Here is a 23186-nt window from a genome sequence, read left to right on the forward strand (position 1 = left end):
CATCAGCATGACCGCTAAAGGCACCATCCTCGTTACCGGCGGTGCGGGCTACATCGGCTCGCACACGGCCGTCGAGCTGCTCGACAACGGCTACGATGTCGTGATCGTCGACAACCTCGTCAACAGCAAGGCCGAGTCCGTGCGGCGCATCGAGCGGATCACGGGCAGGACGCCGGCGTTCCACCAGGTCGACGTGTGCGACGAAGCCGCGCTCGCGAAGGTGTTCGACGCGCATCCGATCACGGGCACGATCCATTTCGCGGCGCTCAAGGCGGTCGGCGAATCGGTCGCGAAGCCGCTCGAGTACTACCAGAACAACCTCGGCGGGCTGCTCGCCGTGCTCAAGATCATGCGCGAGCGCAACGTCCGGCAGTTCGTGTTCAGCTCGTCGGCAACCGTGTACGGCGTGCCGGAGCGCTCGCCGATCGACGAATCGTTCCCGCTGTCCGCGACCAACCCATACGGCCAGTCCAAGCTGATCGCCGAGCAGATCCTTCGCGATCTCGAGGTATCGGACCCGTCGTGGCGCATCGCGACGCTGCGCTACTTCAACCCGGTCGGCGCGCATGCGAGCGGGCTGATCGGCGAGGATCCGGCCGGCATCCCGAACAACCTGATGCCGTACGTCGCGCAGGTGGCGGTCGGCAAGCTCGAGAAGCTGCGCGTGTTCGGCTCCGACTACCCGACGCCGGACGGCACCGGCGTGCGCGACTACATCCACGTCGTCGATCTCGCGAAGGGGCACATCGCCGCGCTCGACGCGCTCGCGAAGCGCGATGCGAGCTTCGTCGTCAACCTCGGCACGGGCCAGGGCTACAGCGTGCTGGAGGTCGTGCGCGCGTTCGAGAAGGCGTCGGGCCGCCCGGTGCCGTACGAACTCGTCGCGCGCCGCCCCGGCGACATCGCCGAGTGCTACGCGAATCCGCAGGCCGCCGCCGACCTGATCGGCTGGCGTGCGACGCTCGGGATCGAGGAGATGTGCGCCGACCACTGGAAATGGCAGGAGGGGAACCCCCGCGGTTTTGTATAATCCGCTGTCCATTTTTCGAGCGATCCCATGCTCAGCTTCGCATCCGGCTTCATCGTCTCCCTGCTCGTCACCTTGTTCATCGTGCGCTATGCGCATCTGCACGAGAAATTCTCGATCGACAGCGACCTGGCCGGCGTGCAGAAATTCCACGTGCGGCCGGTGCCGCGCGTCGGGGGCATCGGGATCCTCGCCGGCGTCGTCATTGCCGCGCTGCTCCTGACCCGGCGCTATCCGACGATCGCCGGCAGCATTCTCGGCATCGTGGCCTGCGGGCTGCCGGCGTTCCTGTCCGGGCTCGTCGAGGACCTGACCAAGCGCGTGTCGCCGCGCGCGCGGCTGCTGTGCACGATGGGCGCGGCCGCGCTGGCGTTCTGGCTGCTGAACATCGCGGTCACGCGCATCAGTGTGCCGCCGCTCGACTTCCTGCTCCACTACGTGGCCATTTCGGCGTTCATCACGGTGCTCGCCGTCGCGGCACTGGCCAACGCGATCAACATCATCGACGGCTTCAACGGCCTCGCGTCGATGGTCAGCTTCATGATGTTCGCGTCGCTCGCCTACGTCGCATTCCACGTCAACGACCCGGTCGTGATGTCCGCGTCGATCATCATGATGGGCGCCGTGCTCGGCTTCTTCCTGTGGAATTTCCCGGCCGGCCTGATCTTCCTCGGCGACGGCGGCGCGTATTTCATCGGCTTCATGCTCGCCGAACTCGCGATCATGCTGGTGATGCGCAATCACGAGGTGTCGGCGTGGTACCCGGTACTGCTGTTCATGTATCCGATCTTCGAGACCTGCTTCTCGATCTACCGGAAGAAGTTCATCCGCGGGATGTCGCCGGGGATTCCGGACGGCGTGCACCTGCACATGCTCGTGTACAAGCGGCTGATGCGATGGGCCGTCGGGACGAAACATGCGCATGACCTCACGCGGCGGAATTCGCTGACGTCGCCGTATCTGTGGCTGCTTTGCCTCGTCGCGGTGATTCCGGCGACGCTGTTCTGGCGGCACACGGTGCACCTGTTCGTGTTCGTGGTGCTGTTCGCGCTGACCTATGTTTGGCTGTATATCAGCATCGTCAGGTTCAGGGCGCCGAGGTGGATGGTGGTGAGGAAGGAAAAGCGGGGGCGTTGAGGGGCGCGGGTCGGCCAACGTGTCACCGAGTCGCACAGCCCGCCGTTGGTGACGGGGCCGTGACGACGCGACCGTGAATCGACGAGCGGAATACTAGGTCCCGGCTGTATTCGTGCTCCAACGCGGCAGTTGCGTATAGATCACGACGTTACCGTCGTCCTGAACGTAAGCGACTGCACCGGGATACCCACTCGTGCGGGAATACCAGAGCGGCACCCATGTCGAACTGTAGACGACCAAATTGCCGTCCGTTTGCATCACCGCAACGGCGCCCGGATGATTGTAGGTACCCGAACTCCACTGCGCAACGCCTTGGCGGAGCAGCACCAAATTCCCGTCTCCCTGCATGACCAGCACGTTCGCGCCATTGCCTGAAGTAAAGCTTTGGCCGCTGCTGAGGGTGACGCCGCCATTCCAGACTGCCGGGCCGCTCGTGGAGTTCGTATATCCGCTGGTAGCGGTCGATGTGAAAAATACCGGGACGGACGATCCGTAGATCACCATGTTGCCGTCGTCCTGCACGGCAAAATACTGGCTGTAGGACGCGCCGTTGGTCGCCGAGTACCACAGCGCGTTGCCGCTCGCGCTGTAGACCACGAAGTTGCCATCGGTCTGAAACACGGCATACGCCCCAGCGTTTCCGTGCGTGCGGGAATTCCACACCGCGGCACCATTGGTCGTGTTGTAAAGCACGAGGTTGCCATCATTCTGCATGACCAGCGCATGGCTTTTGGAAGCCGAATACACGATTTGCCCCGGCTTGAGCGTCGTACCCTCGTTGATCACGCCGCCGTAGATCGGGGCCGCCGGAACGCATATCGCGGAATACAGCACGCTGACGTTCGGCGTGCCCCAGCCGGTCACGAAATCCCATCCCGAACCCGCACTGTATGCGCCATTCGAACCGTTGGTGATATCGCGAAAGATCGATGGGGTCGTGGCTTTAGCGCTATACAGTGTGGGCGCCGCGAAACCGAGATTCGTCGCGCAGGCACCGGACAGCATGCGCGCCCAGGTCGCGGCAAACAGCGGCGCGGACAGGCTCGTCCCGCCTACTATCTCGAGTTGTCCTCCCACGATGACTGCTTCGCCGCTGTTCGGATCGGCATCGAACGCAAGATCCGGCAGGCCCCGGAACGCCCGCCCCTTGAGCGCCGGAACGTTCGACTGCCACGATGGAATCGGCTCGATGCCACTGATGCCGCCCCCGCTGGAGTCCCAGGCCGTCTCACCCGCGTAGCTGCCGTTCCCGTTCGTATAGAGCGTGGTGCCCCCAACGGCCACGACATACGGGGACGTCGCTGGGTATTGCACCGACGTGCCGGTGCAACCGTATGCCACGCTGCCTGAATCCCCGGAACTGACCGCGAAAGTCTGCCCCTGCGCGACGGCGAGCTGGAACAGCGTGTCGATGGCCGCCGTCGGTGCCCAGTTCTCGCAACCGCCGATCGACATGTTGATGACCCGGGCGGTGTTGTCGATCACGGCGCGATTGATTGCAAGCGCCATATCGCTCCAGGCAAGCGATGACGCAACGTAGAAATTGAGCTGCTTGACGCCGCCGGACATCCCGATGATGGTCTGGCTATCGAGCGACCATTCGACGTTCGCGCTCGTGTCCGCGCTCGGCAGTCCGGATTGGATTACCGAAACGGGTACGGCGGGCAGATGGTTGTTGCTCTCGAACGTCGCCAAGTCGATGACAGGCTGCGTCACGTCTCCTTCGGCAATGATGCCGACCGTGACGTTCGCCGCCGTCGGGGTGCTGCCGACAGAATAGATGCCGGGAAAGTCCGTCGGGTTGTGACCCACCGTGACTGCGGAAGTAGTCGGCGACGCATTTGCGGTCGGCGCAGCGCCGGCATTGGAAGCGCGCACGAAATTCGGATGCAGGCGGGTCGCGGTATCGAGCCCGAGAATCCCTTGAACGACCCCGCTGATCGCATCGGGCATCGTCTCCGGGGCGGTATTGATATGCGTGCTGGTGCCGTCCGCCATCGCTACCGGGACGAGCGACGTCTGGAACACGCCGGATATCACGCCGGCCGGGGCATCGGCTTCAACGATCATGTTGTTGTCGGCGACCTTGATGTTCGTGAAGCCCTTACTTCCCAAATAGGCCTTCACGGTGGCGACCTGGCCTGCGGTGGGCGCGTACTGCGCGGCAATCTGCGCCGGCGTCAGCACGACCCCGAAGCTGGCGCTGCCGGGCGTTCGCGCTTGCTGCAGAAAGCGGCTCAACCCGGCTTCGTCATTCAGTTTGAGCACCAGTGCAACATGGACCGGCGCCGTTGCGCTCATCGGCGCCGCGCTCACCGCGTTGCCTGTGGCTCGCAGCGCCAACAGTTTGCCGGCCTGCGCCATAGCCACCGCCGGACTTGCGTCGTCGCCGCCGCAGCCTGCAAGCGCGAGCACCATGAGTGCCGCGCTCATTCCCCTAGCAATATGTTCCGCTTTCATCGGATTGGTATCGAACGTAGATTTTTTATTCAGTTTTTTCACATCGTTCTTTACGGCAATCACACGGCTATCTTGAGGAAACCATATGCAGAAATCGGCCGACAGTCAAATGACGCTGACGTATCGAGCCATGCGCCCGTTCAGCGCGGCGCGCGTCCGACCACACCCGATAGACGCCACATTGTTATAAAACTGAAAGCATTACACTCGGCATTCGCCGCGCTCAAACCCGACTTTGTTCGTGGCGATTCCACCAATAAAAATGCCGTTCAGTACGCTACTGAACGGCATGAATTTCGCGATCGTCTGTTATCTCAGCGCCATCAACCGACGGCCCGATTACTCGCTGGCAACGGCCCGTCTCGACACGCTCTGCAGCACCGGTGCAATCGCTGTCTGATATTCCGGCACCCAGCGCCGCAAATCGCGCCGCACCTCGTCGTCGGACAGCACGCGGTGCTGCATCAGCCACGGCAGCAATTCATCGAGCAGGTTGTCCGGCACTTCGCGCGCCCGCGCGATCCGCAGTTTCGGATGAGGCGTGCGCGTCGTCGCCTCGTCGTCCGCCAGCAGCTCCTCGTAGAGCTTCTCGCCGGGCCGCAGCCCAGTGAACTCGATACGGATCTGTTCTCCCGAGAAACCATACAGGCGGATCAGGTCGCGCGCGAGATCGACGATCTTCACCGGTTCGCCCATGTCGAGAATGAAGATCTCGCCGCCGTGCCCCATGCTCGACGCCTGCAGCACGAGCTGCGACGCTTCCGGGATCGTCATGAAGAAACGCGTGATCTCCGGGTGCGTAACCGTCACCGGGCCGCCCTTCGCGATCTGCTGCTGGAACTTCGGGATCACGCTGCCCGCGCTACCGAGCACGTTGCCGAAGCGCACGGTCTCGAACTGCGTGCGCCCGCTCGTCTGCTGCAACGCCTGGCATGCCATTTCGGCCAGGCGCTTGCTCGCGCCCATCACGTTGGTCGGATTGACGGCCTTGTCAGTCGAAATCAGCACGAAGTGACGCACGTCGTGGCGGATCGCCGCGCGGGCTACGCGATACGTGCCGAGCACGTTGTTGCGCAGCGCCTGCCAGGCGTTGTGCTCCTCCATCAGCGGCACGTGCTTGTAGGCGGCTGCATGGAACACGATATGCGGTGCATGGCGCGACATCACCTGGTCGAGCAGCAGCGCATCCTTCGCGTCGCCGATAATTGGCAGGACCGGCAGGTCGGGGAAGCGTTCCCGCAGCTCCTCGGTCAGCCGGTACATCGCGTACTCGGACAGGTCGAACGCGACAAGCTGCGCCGGCGCGAAGCGCAGGATCTGCCGGCACAGCTCGGAGCCGATCGAGCCGCCCGCGCCCGTCACCATCACGACGCGGCCGCGCAGCAGCGCCTCGACGTGCGGCGTGTCGATCGTCACGGCGTCGCGGCCGAGGAGGTCTTCGAGGTCGATCTGGCGAATGTGCGACAGGAAACCTTGGCCGGGCGGCAATTCGGTCAACGACGGCAGCACCATTGCCCGCACGCCAGCGCGAACACAAAGGGTTGCAGCGCGACGCTGTGCCTCGACCGGAGCTGACGGAATCGCGATGATTGCATACTCGATCTTCAGCGCCGCAGCGAAATGAGACAGTTCATCGATACTGCCAAGCACTTTGTATCCGTAGACCTCCCTTGCCCGCTTGGCAGGGTCATCGTCGAGCAAGCCTACCAACCGCCATTTCCCGGAACGCGACAACTCACGCGCCAAGCTAGCCCCCGCAGTGCCAGCGCCCAAGACTAGGACGGGTCTGCCTTGACCGACCAGGCCGCCATATAGATAGAACTCCTTGACTGCTCGATACAGCGCACGCGCACCTCCCATCGTCACGAACAACAACAATGGGGACAGCAACAGTACGGAACGAGGAATGATCGGCGTCGGCTGCAACATGACGGCGCCAACCATTACGATCACACCGCCGCAACTCACGGCCTTAGATATCCGAAGCAGATCAGGTAGGCTCGCGAATACCCAAAGTCCTCGATAAAGTCCGAAAACATGGAACATCAGGCCGTAGATGGTGAGCACCCAGGTGAGCGCAAGGAGACCGCCCATCCAGAACTCCGTCGGTACGGAACCGTTGAATCTAATCACGTACGCGACCAGCCACGCACATGCGACCGCCATCAGATCATAGAAGAATGCGCTCAACGACAGCCACGAACCCTTCGGCTTGAACATGGGTGTCATGCCTCATCCTTTTCGGTTGTAAGTTTCAGGAATCGTTGCCATCGCACATCAATTGCACCACCTACGCATATGAGTATGCAGGCCCACACGGCAACGACAATCCATTGAATCAACGGTGAACGATCGAGCCCCCACAACGCTACGCCGGCGCCGATGGCCATCACGAAGTACCATGAAACCGCGGTCAACGCGTGTCCCAGCCCGGAACGAACCATTCTTTGATAGTAATGTTCACGATGAGCTTGCCAGAACTTCTCCCCTCGAAGAAGCCGCTTGAACAGCGTCGCGGATGCATCTGCGATGAACGGAGAAAAAATTAAGGGCGGGAACCACAAAGGCCATACTCCGCGAATCCACCCCCAATACCCCATTGCCCCAGCCAGAAAACCCAGCGATATGGACCCGGCATCACCAAGAAAAATTCGTGCCGGATGAAAATTGAATATCAGAAACCCGAGGCTGGCCCCCGCTACAGTCGCGGCTGCGATAGCCAACGACGGTGATGGATGAGCGCTGATGACAGCTCCCGCGGCATAAGCCGAAAAGCCGAACAGCGTCATACCGCCTGCCAGCCCGTCCGCGCCATCCATGAAGTTATACAAGTTGATCAGCCACACCAGCACGAAGGCGATCACGAGGAATACCCACCATGGCTGAACACTCGGATAGAGACTCAGGAGCACGGCAACGGCAGCGACATGGGCGCTGAAGCGCACTCGTGCCGGCAACCCGCGTCGGTCGTCTACTAGGGACACAATGGCCAGAAAGGCCACGAGTGCCACGATCCAGTGAAATTCGGAGTCCGCCATCCATATGCCAACCCCGGCAACCGGAACCACTCCCCAAGCCCCCGCCCTTGGCGTGGGCAACGTATGCAAAGAACGATCGTTCGGAACATCCGTCGCAAGTTGCCATGCGAGACCGGTTTTTAGCAGTCCCCAGAGAATCGCCGCGCAAGCCAACGCGGCACATAGCGCCCAACTTGCCGCGACGAGGAAAGGACTAGATGTAATCGTACTGGTCAACATTGCATTTACTGCGTGGAGCGATACCAAATCGCCGTTTGTCTCAACCCGTCTTCTACGTCGTGCGGAGGGCACCAGTCGAGCACCTCTCGAATCCGACGAGTGTCGAGTTGCAGCGGCCCGACAAGTCGCTCGACCTCAGGGAGGCGCCCTGTCAGCCGCCCCGCGATACGCAGCCAGGTCGCAGGCACTGGAAGCAGTCGAGCGGGAGCATCCAGGTACGTGGCCAAGCTACGCGCCAACTCGGTCACAGTAAGATCCCGGCCATCGGCGACGTGAAAAACCTGCCCGGCGGCGCGGGAATCGCTCGCACACACCAACAGCGCATTCGCAAGATTCTCAACGTAGATCAAGCTGCGGCGCGCCGAAATCGCCCCGATAGGCAAAGGGATTTGCTTGGATAACGCTCGCATCAGGCTTTGGAAATTGGCACGCACGCCTGGACCATATACCAGCGGTGGCCTGACGATCACAATTTCCATCCCCGATTCGCGTCCGAATGCGACAAGTCCCCTTTCCGCCTCCAGTTTGGATATGCCGTACGGGTCTAGCGGAGTCGGCTCGTCGACTTCGCCAAGTGGCGCGCGGCCAGCACTGCTTTCCCCTACGGCCTTGATGCTGCTCACGTAAACAAACCGACGTGCGCCGATCGCATGCGCTGCTCGAGCCACGCGAAGCGTGCCCTCCACATTGGTTTCACGGTATGCAGCCGCAGGATCCACCGCCGAGTCGCGCATGACATGAACCCGCGCGGCGAGGTGAATTACGGAATCGCATCGTACCCAGTCGGGCCACATTTGCTCGATGCCGGCGAAATCCGCCTGATCGTGCACCCATTCGGGGCCGAGGTCAGGTTGACCAGTCGGGCGCCGGACCAGCCTGACGACGCGCTCCCCACGCTCCAGCAACGCGCGACACGTCACTTGGCCCACGAACCCGCTGGCTCCTGTTACTAGAATCATTCGATAGATTTCATCGTGAATCCGCCGTCCGGACCAAACACGTCTGTGCAGCCTTGTCGGCAGGTATTGTCGGTGGGTCGGATCGTCGTCTTGGCAGCAGGCATTCTATCAGGCAGCCGATTACCAAGCTCGTATCGAACATTCGTGTAGCAAGGCTGTTCATCCGGTCGCCTCACCATTTCTAGTGGATCGTGCCACCCGTCAAGCACGCGCAGCGCCGACGTCCCGACGGCATCAGAAACGAAAGCGCCGGTACGCGTTCAGCCAGCGGCCTGCGCACGGCGCCAAGCAAGCGTGCGCCCTCCCCGAAACCGCGTTACGCCACGATCTGCTGATACAACTCGTCAAAGCAGGTTTCCCAAGTCTGCCTAGAGAATTTCGTGGGAATCTGCGCTTCATACTCCGCGAGCGTGTCCGGCTCCTCGATCAACATCCGAACCACTTCGAACGCCTGCTTGTGATCGTAAGGATCGAACATCAGCTGCGGAAATGGATTGATTTCGGGAAGACTCGCCGTATTCGACGATGCGCAGACCTTGCCATAGAACAAGCTCTCCCAAGCGGGCAAGCCCCACCCCTCATAGAACGATGGGAAGACACTAAACAAGCAATCGCTGAACAAGGTCACCAGTTCACGATTTGACACGTCGTGACGAATTTCCACGAGGTCTGCCGTCAAGGGATCGTTCAAGAACAAGTAGACAACATCACCGCTCAACCAACCTGGCCGCCCCACAAGAACAAGCTTTGGACATGACGATCCTAGGCGCTCTGCCAACCTGCGCCAGACGTAATACAGCAGAATATGATTCTTGCGGATCTCCAGTGTCCCTACACATAGAACAAACGGACGAGCGACACTTGAAGGCGAATCCACTGGCGCCTTACTCGCATCGTCGATATCGCCGCCAATCAAAATCACACGAGTATCGGCGTCCGCCTTCAACAAGGCCCGCACATCGGACGCAGTGCTTTGCGAAATACACATGAACCGATCACACACGAGCGGCAACGCACGAAGAAAGTCCTGCACCCGCCCACCAAATTCACGCGTGAAAAACTGCGGATACTTGATAGCGATAAGATCGTAGACAACGAACTGTATTGCGAAATCTGGACGACAGCGCCTCAGTTCGGCAAGCTGCCCGAAATAACCGGGATGATCCCAACCTACTGCAGAAAACAGCCCCCGCGCGTGGCTGCTCAGTGTATCCGTGAACAATGGCCCGTCAGGTAGCTCAGCCGGATCGAATCTCCGTTCGCCTTTCGCTAAGGCGACAAAGTAAGCCGGATCTTCTGTGACGATGAACTGTTCGCGTGTCGGATGATAGTAAAAGTATTGCAAGCCAGTTCTCTTCAGACTCTCGATGAAGATGTTCTGAGTGACGCGAGGAATACCATGAGGCTTTGGGCCCCAATGGTCAAACACCGATATTTCAATCCAGACAGGTAAAGCACTCACCTCTCGCCCCTTTTTCTGTGCACATGCGCAAGTACTGCTGCTACTGCTGTATTTTCCGATTTGGCGAACACATGATCCCTGCTTCGAAAAAAACCTCGCTCAACCGGACACGCTGTCCGTCCGACCGCCGCCCAAGACCTCTTCATACAGGTCCTTGTAAGCTCCACCCAATGCAGGAGCAGAAAACAAGCGCTCGTAACGCGCGCGCGCAGCCTTGCCCATACACTCCGATGCATACTCGTCATCAAGCAACGCATTAACGGCAACCGCCAACGCACGCGGCGACTCCGGCTCCACGACGTAGCCAGTCACACCATGCTCGTTGACATACGAGGTGCCTGAACCGATTTCGCAGCACACCATCGGCTTCCCGAACATTGATGCCTCGACCAACACCATGCCGAACGCCTCCGAACGCAATTGAGACGGCAACACCAACCCGCGGCACCCTTTTAGGAGCGCCACCTTCTCTTCGTTCGTAACTTGCCCTGCGAATATCACGTTTGACGCCCCAACCGCGGCGGCCAGTGCCTTCAGGCGATTCAACTCAGGACCGGATCCGGCTATGACCAAATCGGCCGGAATAGAAGGTGCAGCTTCGATCAGCGTGTGAAGCCCCTTGTAGTAACGCAGCACGCCCAGCGACAGGAAATACGGCCTGTTGCGCAACGAAAGTCGCGCCAGCGTGTCCGGTCCGCACTGCCGCGCAATATCATCAGTCGCATAATCCGCGATGCCGAGCGGAATCACGCGTACCCGATCCGGACGTACGAACGACGTCAGGACCGGGCTTGAATGTGCGTAGGCAGGAGACGTTGCGACAACGGCTGACATCGAGCTCAGCATCCAGCGCATCAGCGGCCCGTACACATATCCGAGATACCGTTGCCGGACAACATCAGAGTGGTACGTCATTACCGCCGGCTTGTTCCTCATTCCGGAAAGCCGCAGCACGTCGCCAAACGGCCAAGGAAAATGAAAGTGGAGAACATCAGCCCAATTCGCAAGCTCACGAAACCGCAAGAACGCATCCGGTCCGCCGATGTCGCAAGAGGCCGGCGCCATCCACGACTTCGACCGGATCACGTTTCCTTCGGCGAACTGCAATTCGCGCGGCGCTGGCGTGGGCGACAGCGTGAATATCCGCGACTCGACACCACAGTCCCGCGTGGCGAGGCTAATCTGCCGGATCGCCTCCTGCAATCCCCCCGGTGGATCGGGGAAATACGTACGATAAATATGAAGCGCCTTTAACATGCTCGCCTTTACGCTTCATACATCCACTGCAGGGTTTCCTTGAGCGAGATCGCCTTCAATTCGCCGATCCGGCTTCGCAGCTTTTCGTTGCTGCCGCGGAGGTACTTTACCTCCCCCGCGCGCACGAACGCAGGATTGACCTTCACATCGATCTGATAGCCGGCGACTCGCTCGAGGATCGAAATCGCGTCCCGCAAGGTGACCGCGTCGCCCGAGCATACATTGAAAACATCACCCGCGGGCTCGACTTCGAGCAGGCGCGCATAAGCATCCACAACTGTCCTGACATCGGAAAAATCGCGGGCGACATCGAGATTTCCAAGTTCGATTTCGCGTGCGCCTCGCTTGAAATGGTCGACGATCTTCGGCAAGAGGAAGTTCACCGACTGACCAATTCCGGTGTAGTTGAACGGACGCACGAGCGTGACAGGCAAACGCGAAACCCAGAGGCTCGCCATGTACTCCATTGCAACCTTGCTGACTGCGTAATCATTGGCAGGCGAAGGCGCGACAGTCTCGACCAACGGGTCGATAGCAGTATTGCCGTAAATGTTTGCACTGCTGGCCAGCAACACCGAGCGAGGAATGTGGCCAGCCGCCGCCACTGCTTCCAGCAAGTTGCGCGTGCCGACCACGTTAGTGCGATACATGGCATCCGCATCGCCGTGGGCTACGAACGCAATAGCAGCCAGGTGAACCACGTAGTCGGGTTTCACTTCGCGCACCACGTTCGCAAGACCACTCCGGTCCAGCAGGTCGCACTGGTAAATGTGCTCCTCCTCGGAGCACACGTTGTGTGCGATTCCGCTGACGCCGTAACCACGCATACGCAACAGGTCCGCGAGATACTTGCCCGTGAACCCCGCGATTCCTGTTATCAGGACGCTCGGCATGTCAGAACGACTTCCCTTGTTCATTGCGGCGCAGATCCGCCTCTACCATCATCGCGCACAGTTGCTCGAGCGTAGTCTGAGGTTGCCAGCCGAGTTCGCTTTTTGCCTTCTCCGGGTTCCCGATCAGCAGTTCCACTTCAGCCGGGCGATAGTACTTCGGGTTGATGCGCACCACGGCCTTACCCGTAGCTTCATCGACGCCGATCTCGTTCTCCGCCTCTCCCTTCCACGCGACTTGCGTACCGGCTGCCTTGAACGCCATCGCCACGAAATCACGGACCGTCTCGGTGCGATTCGTCGCCAAAACGTATGTATCAGGCTTGTCGGACTGCAGCATCAACCACATCCCCTCGACATATTCCTTCGCGAAACCCCAGTCGCGCTTCGCATCGAGGTTTCCCAACTCCAAAACGTCGAGCATGCCAAGCTTGATCTTCGCCACTGAGTCCGTGATCTTGCGCGTCACGAACTCGCGCCCACGCAGCGGGGACTCGTGGTTGAACAAAATTCCGCTACATCCAAAGATGCCATAGGATTCGCGATAGTTGACGGTAATCCAGTGTGCGTAAAGCTTCGCAACGCCATATGGGCTTCGCGGATAGAACGGCGTGCTCTCGATTTGCGGCACCGCCTGAACCTTGCCGAACATTTCCGACGTCGATGCCTGATAGAAGCGGATCGCCGGATTGACGATGCGGATGGCCTCGAGCAGGTTCAGCGGTCCGATACCCGTGATTTCGGCCGTGGTGACAGGTTGATCGAACGAAACGCCGACAAAGCTCTGCGCAGCAAGGTTGTAGACCTCGGTCGCGCCGGTTTGCTGCAACAACCGGATACTGGCCGACAAGTCAGTCAGATCGTATTCGACGAGATGCAGGTTCGGGTGCTTGTCGATACCGAGTTCCTCGATCCGCCAGAAATTCACCGAGCTCGTGCGGCGATACGTCCCATGTACGACATAGCCTTTCTCGAGCAAAAGCTCCGCGAGATACGCACCGTCTTGGCCTGTGATGCCGGTAACGATTGCAATCTTTTCCATCTTGTTTCTCACTGTTCAATAAGTTTGCGCAGAATGGTTCGTGCGCATGCGTCCCAAGTACTTCCGACGTAAGTCGATCGAATGAGCTCGTTTTCGGATGCGAGCTTTATCGGATTGCTCGTCAGCTCAAAAATGTGGCAGGCCCATTCGTCTGGCTTCAAGGGGTGCGCCAACCGGACGAGGTCGGGCGCGATTTCTACCATGCTCGAAGTCGACGAAGCAACGCACTGTTTTCCATATCGCAAGCTCTCGGCTATCGGCAATCCCCAACCTTCGTACAAGGAAGGAAATGCCGTAAACTGGCACTTCCGATACAAATAATCGAGTTCGCCATCCGAAATATCGGAAAGCACGAAAACCTTGCCTTTGATGGCTGGATCGTGCTGGCATTGGAATTCGAGCGAATTATTCAGCCATCCGGGCCGGCCGACGATGACGAGATTCGGGAGTTCTCTCTTGCCATCAGCATTCAGCAGTCGATACGCATTCATGAGCGCCACATGATTCTTGCGCAGCTCGAGCGTGCCAACCGACAAAATGAAATCTCCGAGGTAACCGAATTTTCCTTCAGCGTCCCCTGCGTCGACAGACTCGGGGACATCTAGCTCATCGCCGAGCCTGACAACTGCGATCTCTTTTGCCTCTTCCGTCACCCCCGTCCAGGCGTATACGTCGTGCCGCGTGGCCTCGGAAATCGCGAACGAAGATTTCACAAGATCCAGCGTTTCCCGCGTCCAGTTCCCCATATAGTTGCCGTAGCCTTCCGCCTGCTCATAAAAGTGCGGAAACAACGTGGGAATCATGTCGTAAAACAGTTGATGAAAGTCGACGCCCGCTGCGACCAGCCCTCGGACGACGGGGTTGTAGCAAGCAAACGCCCAGTTAGCGCCACACGAAAATACCCTGTCTCCGCGCACGAATTCAACCGCGGCGCCAGCTTGACGCGTCTCCAGATCGAAATTGCGGAAGCCTTGCAGTTCCTCGTCCATCGCAATAAAGATCGTCTCAGGATAGATCGCCTTGAACGAATGCGCGAGACGTTCGACCGTCCTGGGGATACCCGTGGGACGGCCATGCCACCGAACCATCGTCGAATAGTCAAAAAATAGTCGTCCCATGGCGCTCATCCATTGAATACCGTCTTATCGGAGCGGAGCCCGGTCAACACCTGCTCGGCACTTTGCATCCAGGACGTCCCGCGGTAGCTGGTCACAACACGAGCGGTCTCCTCCGACAGTTGAGCTGGATTCAGATAAAGCTCCTCAATTTGCCGCGCCCATTGCTCCACCTTCAACGGGTGCGCGAAGCGCGTCAATTCGGGGGCAATCTCCGTCATGCTCGACGTCGACGAAGTCACGCACTGCTTCCCATAGCGCAGGCTCTCCGCGACCGGCAGGCCCCACCCCTCGTAAAGCGCGGGGTAGAGCGTGAACATTGCGTTCGCATAAAGATAGTCCAGCTCCGCATCAGAAACATCGGACATCACAAAAATGCTGCCAGAGACTGCCGGATCGTTTTCAACCTGAAACTTGATCGAGTAGTCGAGCCATCCCTGTCGACCAACAATCACCAGTTTCGGCAGGTCGCTCGTCCCCTCGCTCGCAAGCAAGCGATACGCATTCAATAGTGCGATATGATTTTTTCGACATTCAACCGTACCGACCGACAGGACATACTTACCCAGGCCCGAAATCTCAGGACGGGGCACTACCGAATTCGCCTCGCCGCGATGGATTTCATCGCCCAGCCGAATCACCTTGATCTCTGGTGCCGACAAGCCACTTCTTTCCGCGAACTCAATAACATCCCGCTTCGTGTTTTCCGATATCGAAAATGAAAAATCAGCAAGCGACAACGTCTCTCGCAGCCACGCGCGATAAATATCCGGAAATCCTGGACCATAAAAATAGGGGAATTTATCCGGAATCGTGTCATAGAAAAGAATGGACACTTTCGCGCCCTCCTTTCGCACTTTCCTCAGACACTCATTGAACCCTGGAATATCCCAATTTGCGCCAGCCGAAAAAATGACGTCATGCGGCGAGAGATGCACACGATCGCCCATCGCCTTGGCGCTTGGATCATAGTAACGCAACTCTTCCTGCTCAGAGAAACTAACAGGCACGACATCACCATCAAGTTTCACAAGCTCGGCACCAATCAGATGCACCACGCGACTTATTCCCGTGGGATTACCCGTCCAGCGCGCCAATGTGGTGTAGTCAAAATAAATTGCCATATTCCACTCAGTTATCCCGCAACGCTTTTTTTCAAGAAATATTCTTCAATCTTTTCCGGAAGATCACCCAACAGATTCTCCCATTTCAATTCCTGCTCGACGCTCGGTCGAACATATGATTCCTCCACCCGCACTGAATCCATCCCTGCCACCAGTTCGGCAGGTGAATCGAACAGAAAGACACCATGCTCGCGCATATAATTCTCGAACCCGCGGAACGAATACTTCGACCCAACAACCGTTTTACCCGAGAGAAGTGCCTGCGCAGTCTTCAAGTTACTCCCACCTCCCCCCCATACCGGCAACACGACACCAGCAGCGGCGGCGATCGCCGAATTTATTTCGTCCGTTTCAGCAAGCCCCTGAATGCTAAAATTTGGGAGGTCCGATTCCTTAAGGCCATACGTCGCCATCAAGCCCGGCCCAGCGTTCCCAAACACCCAAACCTTGAGCCTGCCACTCGGCAGATCATTAATTCCGCCTCCAATCAGTGCATGCAAACCGTCAATATTAGGCGGGTGCCAGCTACCGACGAAAACCCAATTTCGCTCGTAATCTTTAAATTTTTGCAACCAGCGTGACTTCGCTGGTGCGTCATTGATCCCTTGATGGCCGTTTCGGTAAAGTAGAACATCTGTCGCCGGCGCCATCGATTTCAGATACTCGACGTCTCCCTCCGTAACCGCCAATGACAGATCAGCACGCCGGGCGATACCACGCTCGATTTCAGCGACGCGCGCAAGATTCGATTCAAGATCAGCTCCTCGAAAAATACCCTCATAAACATCTTTCTTGAGCGCATATTCATTATTATGAGAGCTATAAACAACAAGAGCATCACCGATAGCGCGATCACGAAGCATCTCCTCGATCAAAGGCCACATAAATGGCTGCTCAATCAGGACAATATCCGGCGAAAACTCTTTCACAGCGCTCACGACTCGCGCCCTCAACTCCGGCCGACTTCCAAGATAATCATTTATCCCCCAATCTGCCAGGTATCCATTTTTGATGACCTGCATGCAGCCGTCATGATCAAGATTGACGCTCAGCCCCGCAATCGAATCCCCCTGACTCAGCGAGAACGAAAGCGTCTCGACGCGAAATTTTTCCCGAAGTGATTTTCTAATATAAAAAGATCGCAGCTTCCCACCATGATCCGGGTGATCAATGGGGTACGTCGTAACTTGAAGTATTTTCGCGATCATGATTTACATCCAATCCGCAGCCAAAATAATCTCCTATCGCCCCAATCACCCACACCCAAGGACGATAATATATATCTCATCAGGCAAATCAATGGGCTAGCGCAGACATCAAATGATCTCGCAGCCCACTCAATTTCACCCCCGCACCCATCCAGTAATTTATAGCATCAGCGTCCGCAGGCTTACCCAAAATAATACGGTAAGCAAAATTAATTGATGCTGGCGTTACCGTATTATCCGCATCAAGAAGCACCCCGAATACCAAGTGGTCGCGCAGATAGCCCAAGCTGGCCTTCGACCCCATCCAGTAATTTACTGCGTCGGCGTCCGCTGCTCGGCCCAGGATGATTTCATATGCAAGCTTAATGGACTCTGGAGACAGGACGCCGTCCGATTCGAGCAACCCAGCCTGCAGCTCACCTTTGAGATCAGCAAGGGTCGGGCAGCGCTCCTGCCAGAACTTTAGCGTCTCGTCGCTATCGATTTCTCGATCAAGAAGAATTCGATACGCCCATCGGATAGCCTCTTGATCAAGCGGGCTTTCGAAGTTCCGGAGTTCACCGTGAAGCGCCGTCGCGAGACTCGGAATCACCGGGCACTGTTCAACCCATCGTTGCGCTATCTCGACGTCGTCCAATTCACGTCCAAGAATCAGTCGATAGGCCCACGCAACGGCTTCGATCGAAGTCTGTTGCTTGAACGGCGGCAGTCCGAATGCGTATTGCGGCGCGACCTGACGAACCAGTGCCGATAGTTCCTTGGCCGATTCCGCCCAACCCGCGAATTCGAGTTGCGAATGATCAACCACCGAACATCCGGCCCGCTCACCAATAAGACGCGCGAGATCTCCCGGCTTACTGACGTCAAAATAAAACGGATAGCTGCCAGCAAACTCGCCGAAAACCGGCAAGCGATTTGCGTAGACCGGCTTGCCATAGTTCAGCGCCTCTGCGAGCGGCAAACCGAAGCCTTCGGCATGCGAAGGGCAAATGACGGCCGTCGCCCGCTCGTACAACACCTTGAGTTCGCTATCCGACACATTTGACCGCCATGATATCGGTCGCCCTATCTCCATGAGCGAATCGATGCGCGCGACTATCTCGTCCGCACCGGCTCCGCGCTTCCCTACCAGCACGAGCGGCATATCGTCGTTACGCGACCAGACAGTCTCCAGTTCGTCGAGCAATCGCATGATGCCCTTGCGGGGCTCCACCGTCCCGACGGTCAGCATATATGCCGCGGGCGTCTCTACATCACCGTGCGTAGCCCGCACCGCGTCGGGCCGCAAGCCAGGTGCCAGGGCAAATACGCCGGTGCAAGGTGCGACTTTTCCGCACGATTTCTCTTCCAAATACTTCCGCAAATCTGCCTGCGTCGCCCGCGAAATGCATGGCAGAAGATCCGCGTTTTTGATTACGGCGTCAAGCGCATGGCGAAAACCATCGATGTCACTCGGCTCGAAAAACTGCGAATGTGTAAGCGGAATAAGGTCATACACGACATTTACTACTGTCGCGCCGCGGCTGCGGATAAACGGCAACCACTCCGTCATACCCATGGTCCAGAAAGCGTCCGCGCATAAGTAAATATCGCGATAACCAAACGAGATCTTCGAGCATGACGGATCTGTACGGTCAGCCTCCGCCATCTTCAGCGCATCATCCAACCGATAGTACCAGTCAAACTGATGACAGATCGGCACAAACTCCGCTGCGAGTTCGCGCTCGAATACATCTTTCTGCTCGAGCAAGCCACGCACTACGCGCTGAACACCAGTGTTCAGCCCTCCACGAATCGTAGAAGTGCAGTCGAAATAAATTTTCGGATCGTCATTCATAGCAGTCATGACGCGTCTGCGCGCCCCGCAATATCAAGTTCATTCCGATAGACTTCACGAAGATCATTCGCGATTGTTCGCCATGTGAAATTTCGTTCGATTCGGTTCTTGAGTTCCGAACTACCGGTCGACTGAAGCGTTCGCTCGATGGCTTCCGAAATTGATTGGGTAGAATCCGGAGAAACGTACTCAGCTTGGTCAGCGAAGTACTCGACAGTGGACCCAACACTTGTAATCACGATCTTTGCCCCGGTGGCGGCTGCCTCAAGCGCAGCGATACTCGGAGTTTCCAGCGTGCTTGGCATAACGAACGCTTCACACCCCGCATATGCAGAACGCAACAAAGGCGATCCATATGGCAGTTCGCCAACAAATAAGAGTTGATCGCCCGCGAGTTCGAAACATTTGTCGCGATAAACTTCATCACGGGCCAAACCAACGACGACGAGCTTCATATCCGGAAACGATTTGATCGCATCGATGAGCCGAAGCTGGTTCTTCCGAGACTCGATGTTCGCCACGTTCAACAGATATCGCTGGTTCTCTAGCCCATAACGAGATTTGAAATCGCGACCATCCGCGGTGCCGAGGAACATGTCTTCGACACCGTTGTACACGACCGAAAAGCGCTCGAGCGGCAATTCGTAAACACGCGCAAGACTCTCGGCCTCTAATTTCGAATTGACAACCACACGATCGGCAATTGCAAGGAGTCGCTTGATCTCGTCGTGCGGGTACCAATATTTAGTTTCTTCAGTAACCCAAAGGTTCGGGCTGATCACGAGCCGTAAACCTTGCTTCTTAGCGTGCTCGCACAACTGAAATGACCCCGGCATCACCGAAAAAAAATGGAACACATCGTGCTCTCTAAACTCGGGCTTCCATTGGTCGAAAAGATTGACCGAAACGCCAAGCGCACGCAAGTGCTCGTAGTAGGCACATAGCTGGCGCTCCCCCCCACCGGGGCAGTCAAAGGCCCAAGGATAGCTTCCGATCAGAACTCTCAAGATTCCCACTCGCTACAGATAGATTTCTAAACCATCGGACAATATGCGCTCGTCGCCACTGGCCTTGCCGGGCGTCCGCGCCGCGAAATATCCTTCATGTGCCGATGTCGTCGGCACGACGCGAAATTCGATCGACTACTACTGTTGATTCCAAATCGTATGCATCAGCCAATCTCGCCCCGTCACGCCCGATGCTTCGTCTGACAATAGAAACGCGACCAAGTTGGCCACCTCAACCGGAGTATTGAAGCGCTTCAATTCGAGTGGTGCACACGTATCCTGGTAGAACTGCTCCGAGCCCATGCCAAGGTCAGCAGCCATACGATCAACATCCTTGAATGACATCTCGGTACCAACCCAACCTGGGCAGACCGCGTTGACCGTCACACCTTCCGCTCCAAGCTCCTTCGCCCAACATTTCGTCATGCCAATCAAGCCGAATTTGGATGCACAGTAAGCAGAGTATCCGGCCCGCCCCTCCTGACCGAGCTGTGATGCAATGTTGACGATCCGACCGGGCCGGCTCAAGCGCGGCAGCAACCCTTTTGTCAGGAGATATGGGCCGGTCAGATTGGTGCTCAGTACCTCATTTAAAGGATCATCACCTTCATCGAGCATACCGAACGTCTTGCAAATGCCCGCATTGTTCACGATACCCCAAAACGACTCTCGCCAGCCGGCCACAAACTGACCAATCTGCTCGCTGCTCGCCAGATCAACCGCAAACACGTTCGCACCCGATTCTTTCACGAAATCAGCGCATCGCAGCTCTTCTGCCGACGCCTCGCTGCTGACCATGAGATCGAGGTCGTATTGCTTGAGTGTTAGCACCTCGGCAATCGCACGACCGATGCCACGACTTGCCCCAGTTACGATGACGCGTTTACGCATTAGTCAGCATCCCAGAAAGATTCGTTGTTTCGCATTCTTCCGATAGCCGCCATCAACTGCGTGGCGGAATCCGGCCAAGTGAGCACCTCCATACCGTCGGGCGACATACGTTGTCCAGCGTTCCACTTGGCAAGCCACTCGACAAGCAGGCCTTTCAAGTCCTCGCTCGACACGCCGTAAAAGTAGCTTGCCGCATTGCCGCAAATTTCCTGAAATACCGGAATGTCGCGAACGATCAATGGTAGTTTGAAATGCGCCGCTTCAACGAGCGGCAAGCCAAAGCCCTCCGCCAGAGAAAGGGCAAACAGCGCAGATGACGCCATGTATACCTCTCGCAGGTACTCGTCGCTGATGCCGTCCAGCCAAAACAGCCGCCTGTTCAGTTCGGGATGACGCTCGATGCGCTCGGTCAGATGCCCGATTTTCCAACCCGCTCTCCCGACAAACACGAGCTTCACGTCTCGGCCCTCCGCCCAGAGCATCTCTATCGCATCGAGTGCGAGTTCGTGCCCCTTTCTAGGTTCGAGCGTGCCGACCATGAGAAATGTCGTCGACGAACTGAGTTGCTCCAGGACGTCCCGTGCGTTGGCCGGCAATCCGTGGGAAGGGAGACTCTCGGTGATGTCCGAACCGAGATGGAAATACTCGAGCTTCGGTCGATCTTGGCGAGCCGGAGGAAACCGCTCCAGCCAGGAAGCAACGTCCTTGCGTACGGCATCTGAGATGCAGATCATTCCATCGCTTTCTTCACTGACGCACTCAAACCAGAAATTGAATAGCTTGAGATAGTCGTTCCCTTCGAACCACGCGTTGGTTCCTTCGAACCATTCCGGATACATCAACGGAATGAGGTCGTACACAACGAAATACACGCCGACTCCGTGCGCACGGAATCGGACGAGTTCCTGACGCAGCGAAGGCGTGATGTTGTACGCAAGATCAACGCTGAGGAAAATATCGCCCTTCGCCGGTTCGATCGCAATTTCAACAGACGGATCGAGATTTCCCGCCAGTTGACGCTCGGCTAGCGCGGTGGCAGTTACAAAATGGCCCTTTGCCCCGTCCCCTCGTACCGGAATGACCTTCCAGTCCGCAGGCGTTTTTCGCCTCAACGCATGAAGCAACGCACGCGTGACACGCTGGATGCCGGTCCCTTTGTCAAACCCGGCCAGTTCGGTCACGTCGAAGAATAAACGGTGGCGCATGAACTTCAATCTCAAAATAAACAGACACCGCCGCTCGACATCAGCGGCGGTGCAAACAAACAGCCAAAACGAGTATTCGTGAGCCATGCAGCCTCAGATGAGGCTGCCCGCCACAAACCCCGCTAAGCTCCGATCAACTGACCCGCAGGGCGTCGCGCTGTCCTTGGCGACGGTTCCTTTCGATCGCCTCAAATATCACCGATTGCTCGATGTAATGCCCGAAGTTCCCGTTGTTAGTCGGCGCCATGACACCTGCCGTACGCACAAGGCCCATGTAGGCCTTTCCACTGAGGAAATGCTTGTCATAGCGAATCTTTTCCCACAAATCGGACAGCGAAAATGCCTCGGGCACCGTAGTAGGCAGGCCGACCCTGCGAAACACGTCGTAGTGCATCGCAACGGTCTCCTCATCCGACAATCCAAGCAGCAAGGCGACTTCCGCGGAAACACACATGCCGATCGAAATCGCCTCGCCGTGGTACACCTCTCCCTCCGAGAGGTGCTCGACCGCGTGACCGATCGCATGACCGTATTGCTTCAGCGTTTCATCGTAATCCGAATCAAGATCGCCGCTCATCACCTCGAGTTTCAGTTCGATCGATTTCGTCACGACATCAGATAGGAAGTCCGGATCGACGAGATGCTCACTGTTCGAACAGATGTAATCGAGGAATTTCGTATCCTGGCAGATCGCGTGCTTGATCGCCTCGGCCAGCCCGTCCCGGATGAGACGAACGTCCAGCGTACGCAACACCAGCGGGTCGACCACAATCTTGGAGGCCGGGTAATAGCTCCCGATCAGATTCTTGCCATGATCGTAATTGATCGCCTGCTTAAAATCGATAGCCGCGTCTACCTGCGACAGCAGACTGGTCGGAAAATGCACGAGACCGATACCACGGTAAAGCGTCGAAGCCAAGAAACCCGCGAGGTTGTTCACCACCCCGCCGCCGAGACTGAAGATCACCGAATATTTGTCGAAACCGTAATCGAGTGCCTTCTCGACCAGCTGCGAGTACCACTTGAAGCTCTTCGAGCCTTCGCTTGACGGAACGACCAACGTGCGGACCGAACGGCCCGAACGCTCGATACATTCCAGCACGCGACGCAGGTAAAGTTTCTCCACATTTTTGTCGGTTACCAACAGGTGTTTCGACTCCTTTCGGATATGGTCGAAAATCCCCATCGTATCCAGATGGCGGAGGGCATCTTTCTTCACGATGACTTCGCTTTCCAGCTTGCGATCAGCATGGAAGTTGAAGGTTCGCGGTACTGTATGTTCGCTCATATATTTCCAAAGGACCACTC

At 57.5% G+C, this 23186-nt stretch carries 18 protein-coding genes; 2 read left to right on the forward strand and 16 right to left on the reverse strand.

The genetic code is table 11. The annotated features are described in order from the left end of the window. The first annotated feature begins 7 nt into the window (after window positions 1-7). Together galE and BTE28158_RS16965 are read left to right on the forward strand one after the other, a co-directional pair. Window positions 8-1030: a UDP-glucose 4-epimerase GalE gene (gene galE, locus BTE28158_RS16960; protein WP_151048434.1), complete on the forward strand. Its 1023-nt coding sequence runs from the start codon at window positions 8-10 to the stop codon at window positions 1028-1030. A gap of 27 nt (window positions 1031-1057) precedes the next feature. Then, complete coding sequence (locus tag BTE28158_RS16965; RefSeq protein ID WP_151048435.1) at window positions 1058-2164, forward strand: MraY family glycosyltransferase; 1107 nt, start codon at window positions 1058-1060, stop codon at window positions 2162-2164. 93 nt (window positions 2165-2257) lie between these two features. Here BTE28158_RS16965 and BTE28158_RS16970 read toward each other — a convergent pair whose 3' ends face one another. From BTE28158_RS16970 to BTE28158_RS17045, 16 genes are all read right to left on the reverse strand, one after another. Continuing rightward, the gene (locus tag BTE28158_RS16970; RefSeq protein WP_244107986.1) at window positions 2258-4687 is read right to left on the reverse strand and encodes a protease pro-enzyme activation domain-containing protein; all 2430 of its coding nucleotides are present in this window, start codon (window positions 4685-4687) and stop codon (window positions 2258-2260) included. A gap of 276 nt (window positions 4688-4963) precedes the next feature. Further along, a complete protein-coding gene (locus tag BTE28158_RS16975; protein ID WP_151048436.1) occupies window positions 4964-6853 on the reverse strand; it encodes a polysaccharide biosynthesis protein in 1890 nt (629 codons plus the stop codon). Beyond that, window positions 6850-7881, reverse strand: a complete 1032-nt coding sequence (locus BTE28158_RS16980) for an MraY family glycosyltransferase (RefSeq protein WP_151048437.1) — start codon at window positions 7879-7881, stop codon at window positions 6850-6852. Before BTE28158_RS16980 ends, BTE28158_RS16975 begins: the two co-directional genes overlap by 4 nt. Before the next feature lie 5 nt (window positions 7882-7886). After that, a complete protein-coding gene (locus tag BTE28158_RS16985) occupies window positions 7887-8840 on the reverse strand; it encodes a UDP-glucose 4-epimerase family protein (protein WP_174919973.1) in 954 nt (317 codons plus the stop codon). 316 nt (window positions 8841-9156) lie between these two features. Further along, window positions 9157-10302 (reverse strand): glycosyltransferase, encoded by a 1146-nt coding sequence (locus BTE28158_RS16990; RefSeq protein WP_151048439.1) that lies wholly within the window; start codon window positions 10300-10302, stop codon window positions 9157-9159. A gap of 99 nt (window positions 10303-10401) precedes the next feature. After that, entirely contained in the window at window positions 10402-11559 is a 1158-nt protein-coding gene (locus BTE28158_RS16995) for a glycosyltransferase (protein ID WP_151048440.1), read from the reverse strand. Between the two features lie 8 nt (window positions 11560-11567). Continuing rightward, window positions 11568-12476, reverse strand: a complete 909-nt coding sequence (locus tag BTE28158_RS17000; RefSeq protein ID WP_170296406.1) for a GDP-mannose 4,6-dehydratase — start codon at window positions 12474-12476, stop codon at window positions 11568-11570. Next, window positions 12454-13491 (reverse strand): GDP-mannose 4,6-dehydratase, encoded by a 1038-nt coding sequence (gene gmd, locus BTE28158_RS17005; RefSeq protein ID WP_151048441.1) that lies wholly within the window; start codon window positions 13489-13491, stop codon window positions 12454-12456. The genes BTE28158_RS17000 and gmd overlap by 23 nt, the downstream gene beginning before the upstream one ends. 8 nt (window positions 13492-13499) lie before the next feature. Continuing rightward, window positions 13500-14609 (reverse strand): glycosyltransferase family 4 protein, encoded by a 1110-nt coding sequence (locus tag BTE28158_RS17010; protein ID WP_239007105.1) that lies wholly within the window; start codon window positions 14607-14609, stop codon window positions 13500-13502. A 5-nt stretch (window positions 14610-14614) separates the two neighbouring features. Next, window positions 14615-15730 (reverse strand): glycosyltransferase family 4 protein, encoded by a 1116-nt coding sequence (locus BTE28158_RS17015; RefSeq protein WP_239007104.1) that lies wholly within the window; start codon window positions 15728-15730, stop codon window positions 14615-14617. Window positions 15731-15741: 11 nt separating this feature from the next. Next, a complete protein-coding gene (locus BTE28158_RS17020; protein WP_151048442.1) occupies window positions 15742-16938 on the reverse strand; it encodes a glycosyltransferase in 1197 nt (398 codons plus the stop codon). An 88-nt stretch (window positions 16939-17026) separates the two neighbouring features. Further along, the gene (locus tag BTE28158_RS17025) at window positions 17027-18784 is read right to left on the reverse strand and encodes a glycosyltransferase family 4 protein (protein ID WP_151048443.1); all 1758 of its coding nucleotides are present in this window, start codon (window positions 18782-18784) and stop codon (window positions 17027-17029) included. Then, the gene (locus BTE28158_RS17030) at window positions 18781-19782 is read right to left on the reverse strand and encodes a glycosyltransferase (RefSeq protein WP_151048444.1); all 1002 of its coding nucleotides are present in this window, start codon (window positions 19780-19782) and stop codon (window positions 18781-18783) included. The genes BTE28158_RS17025 and BTE28158_RS17030 overlap by 4 nt, the downstream gene beginning before the upstream one ends. 138 nt (window positions 19783-19920) lie before the next feature. Then, on the reverse strand, window positions 19921-20673 hold the full coding sequence (locus BTE28158_RS17035; protein ID WP_151048445.1) for an SDR family NAD(P)-dependent oxidoreductase: 753 nt from the start codon (window positions 20671-20673) through the stop codon (window positions 19921-19923). Beyond that, window positions 20673-21965: a glycosyltransferase family 4 protein gene (locus BTE28158_RS17040; protein WP_239007103.1), complete on the reverse strand. Its 1293-nt coding sequence runs from the start codon at window positions 21963-21965 to the stop codon at window positions 20673-20675. The genes BTE28158_RS17035 and BTE28158_RS17040 overlap by 1 nt, the downstream gene beginning before the upstream one ends. A gap of 46 nt (window positions 21966-22011) precedes the next feature. Next, entirely contained in the window at window positions 22012-23166 is a 1155-nt protein-coding gene (locus BTE28158_RS17045) for a 2-deoxy-scyllo-inosose synthase (protein WP_151048446.1), read from the reverse strand. Window positions 23167-23186 lie beyond the last annotated feature (20 nt).

Source organism: Burkholderia diffusa (assembly GCF_902499115.1).
GTDB lineage: Bacteria > Pseudomonadota > Gammaproteobacteria > Burkholderiales > Burkholderiaceae > Burkholderia > Burkholderia diffusa.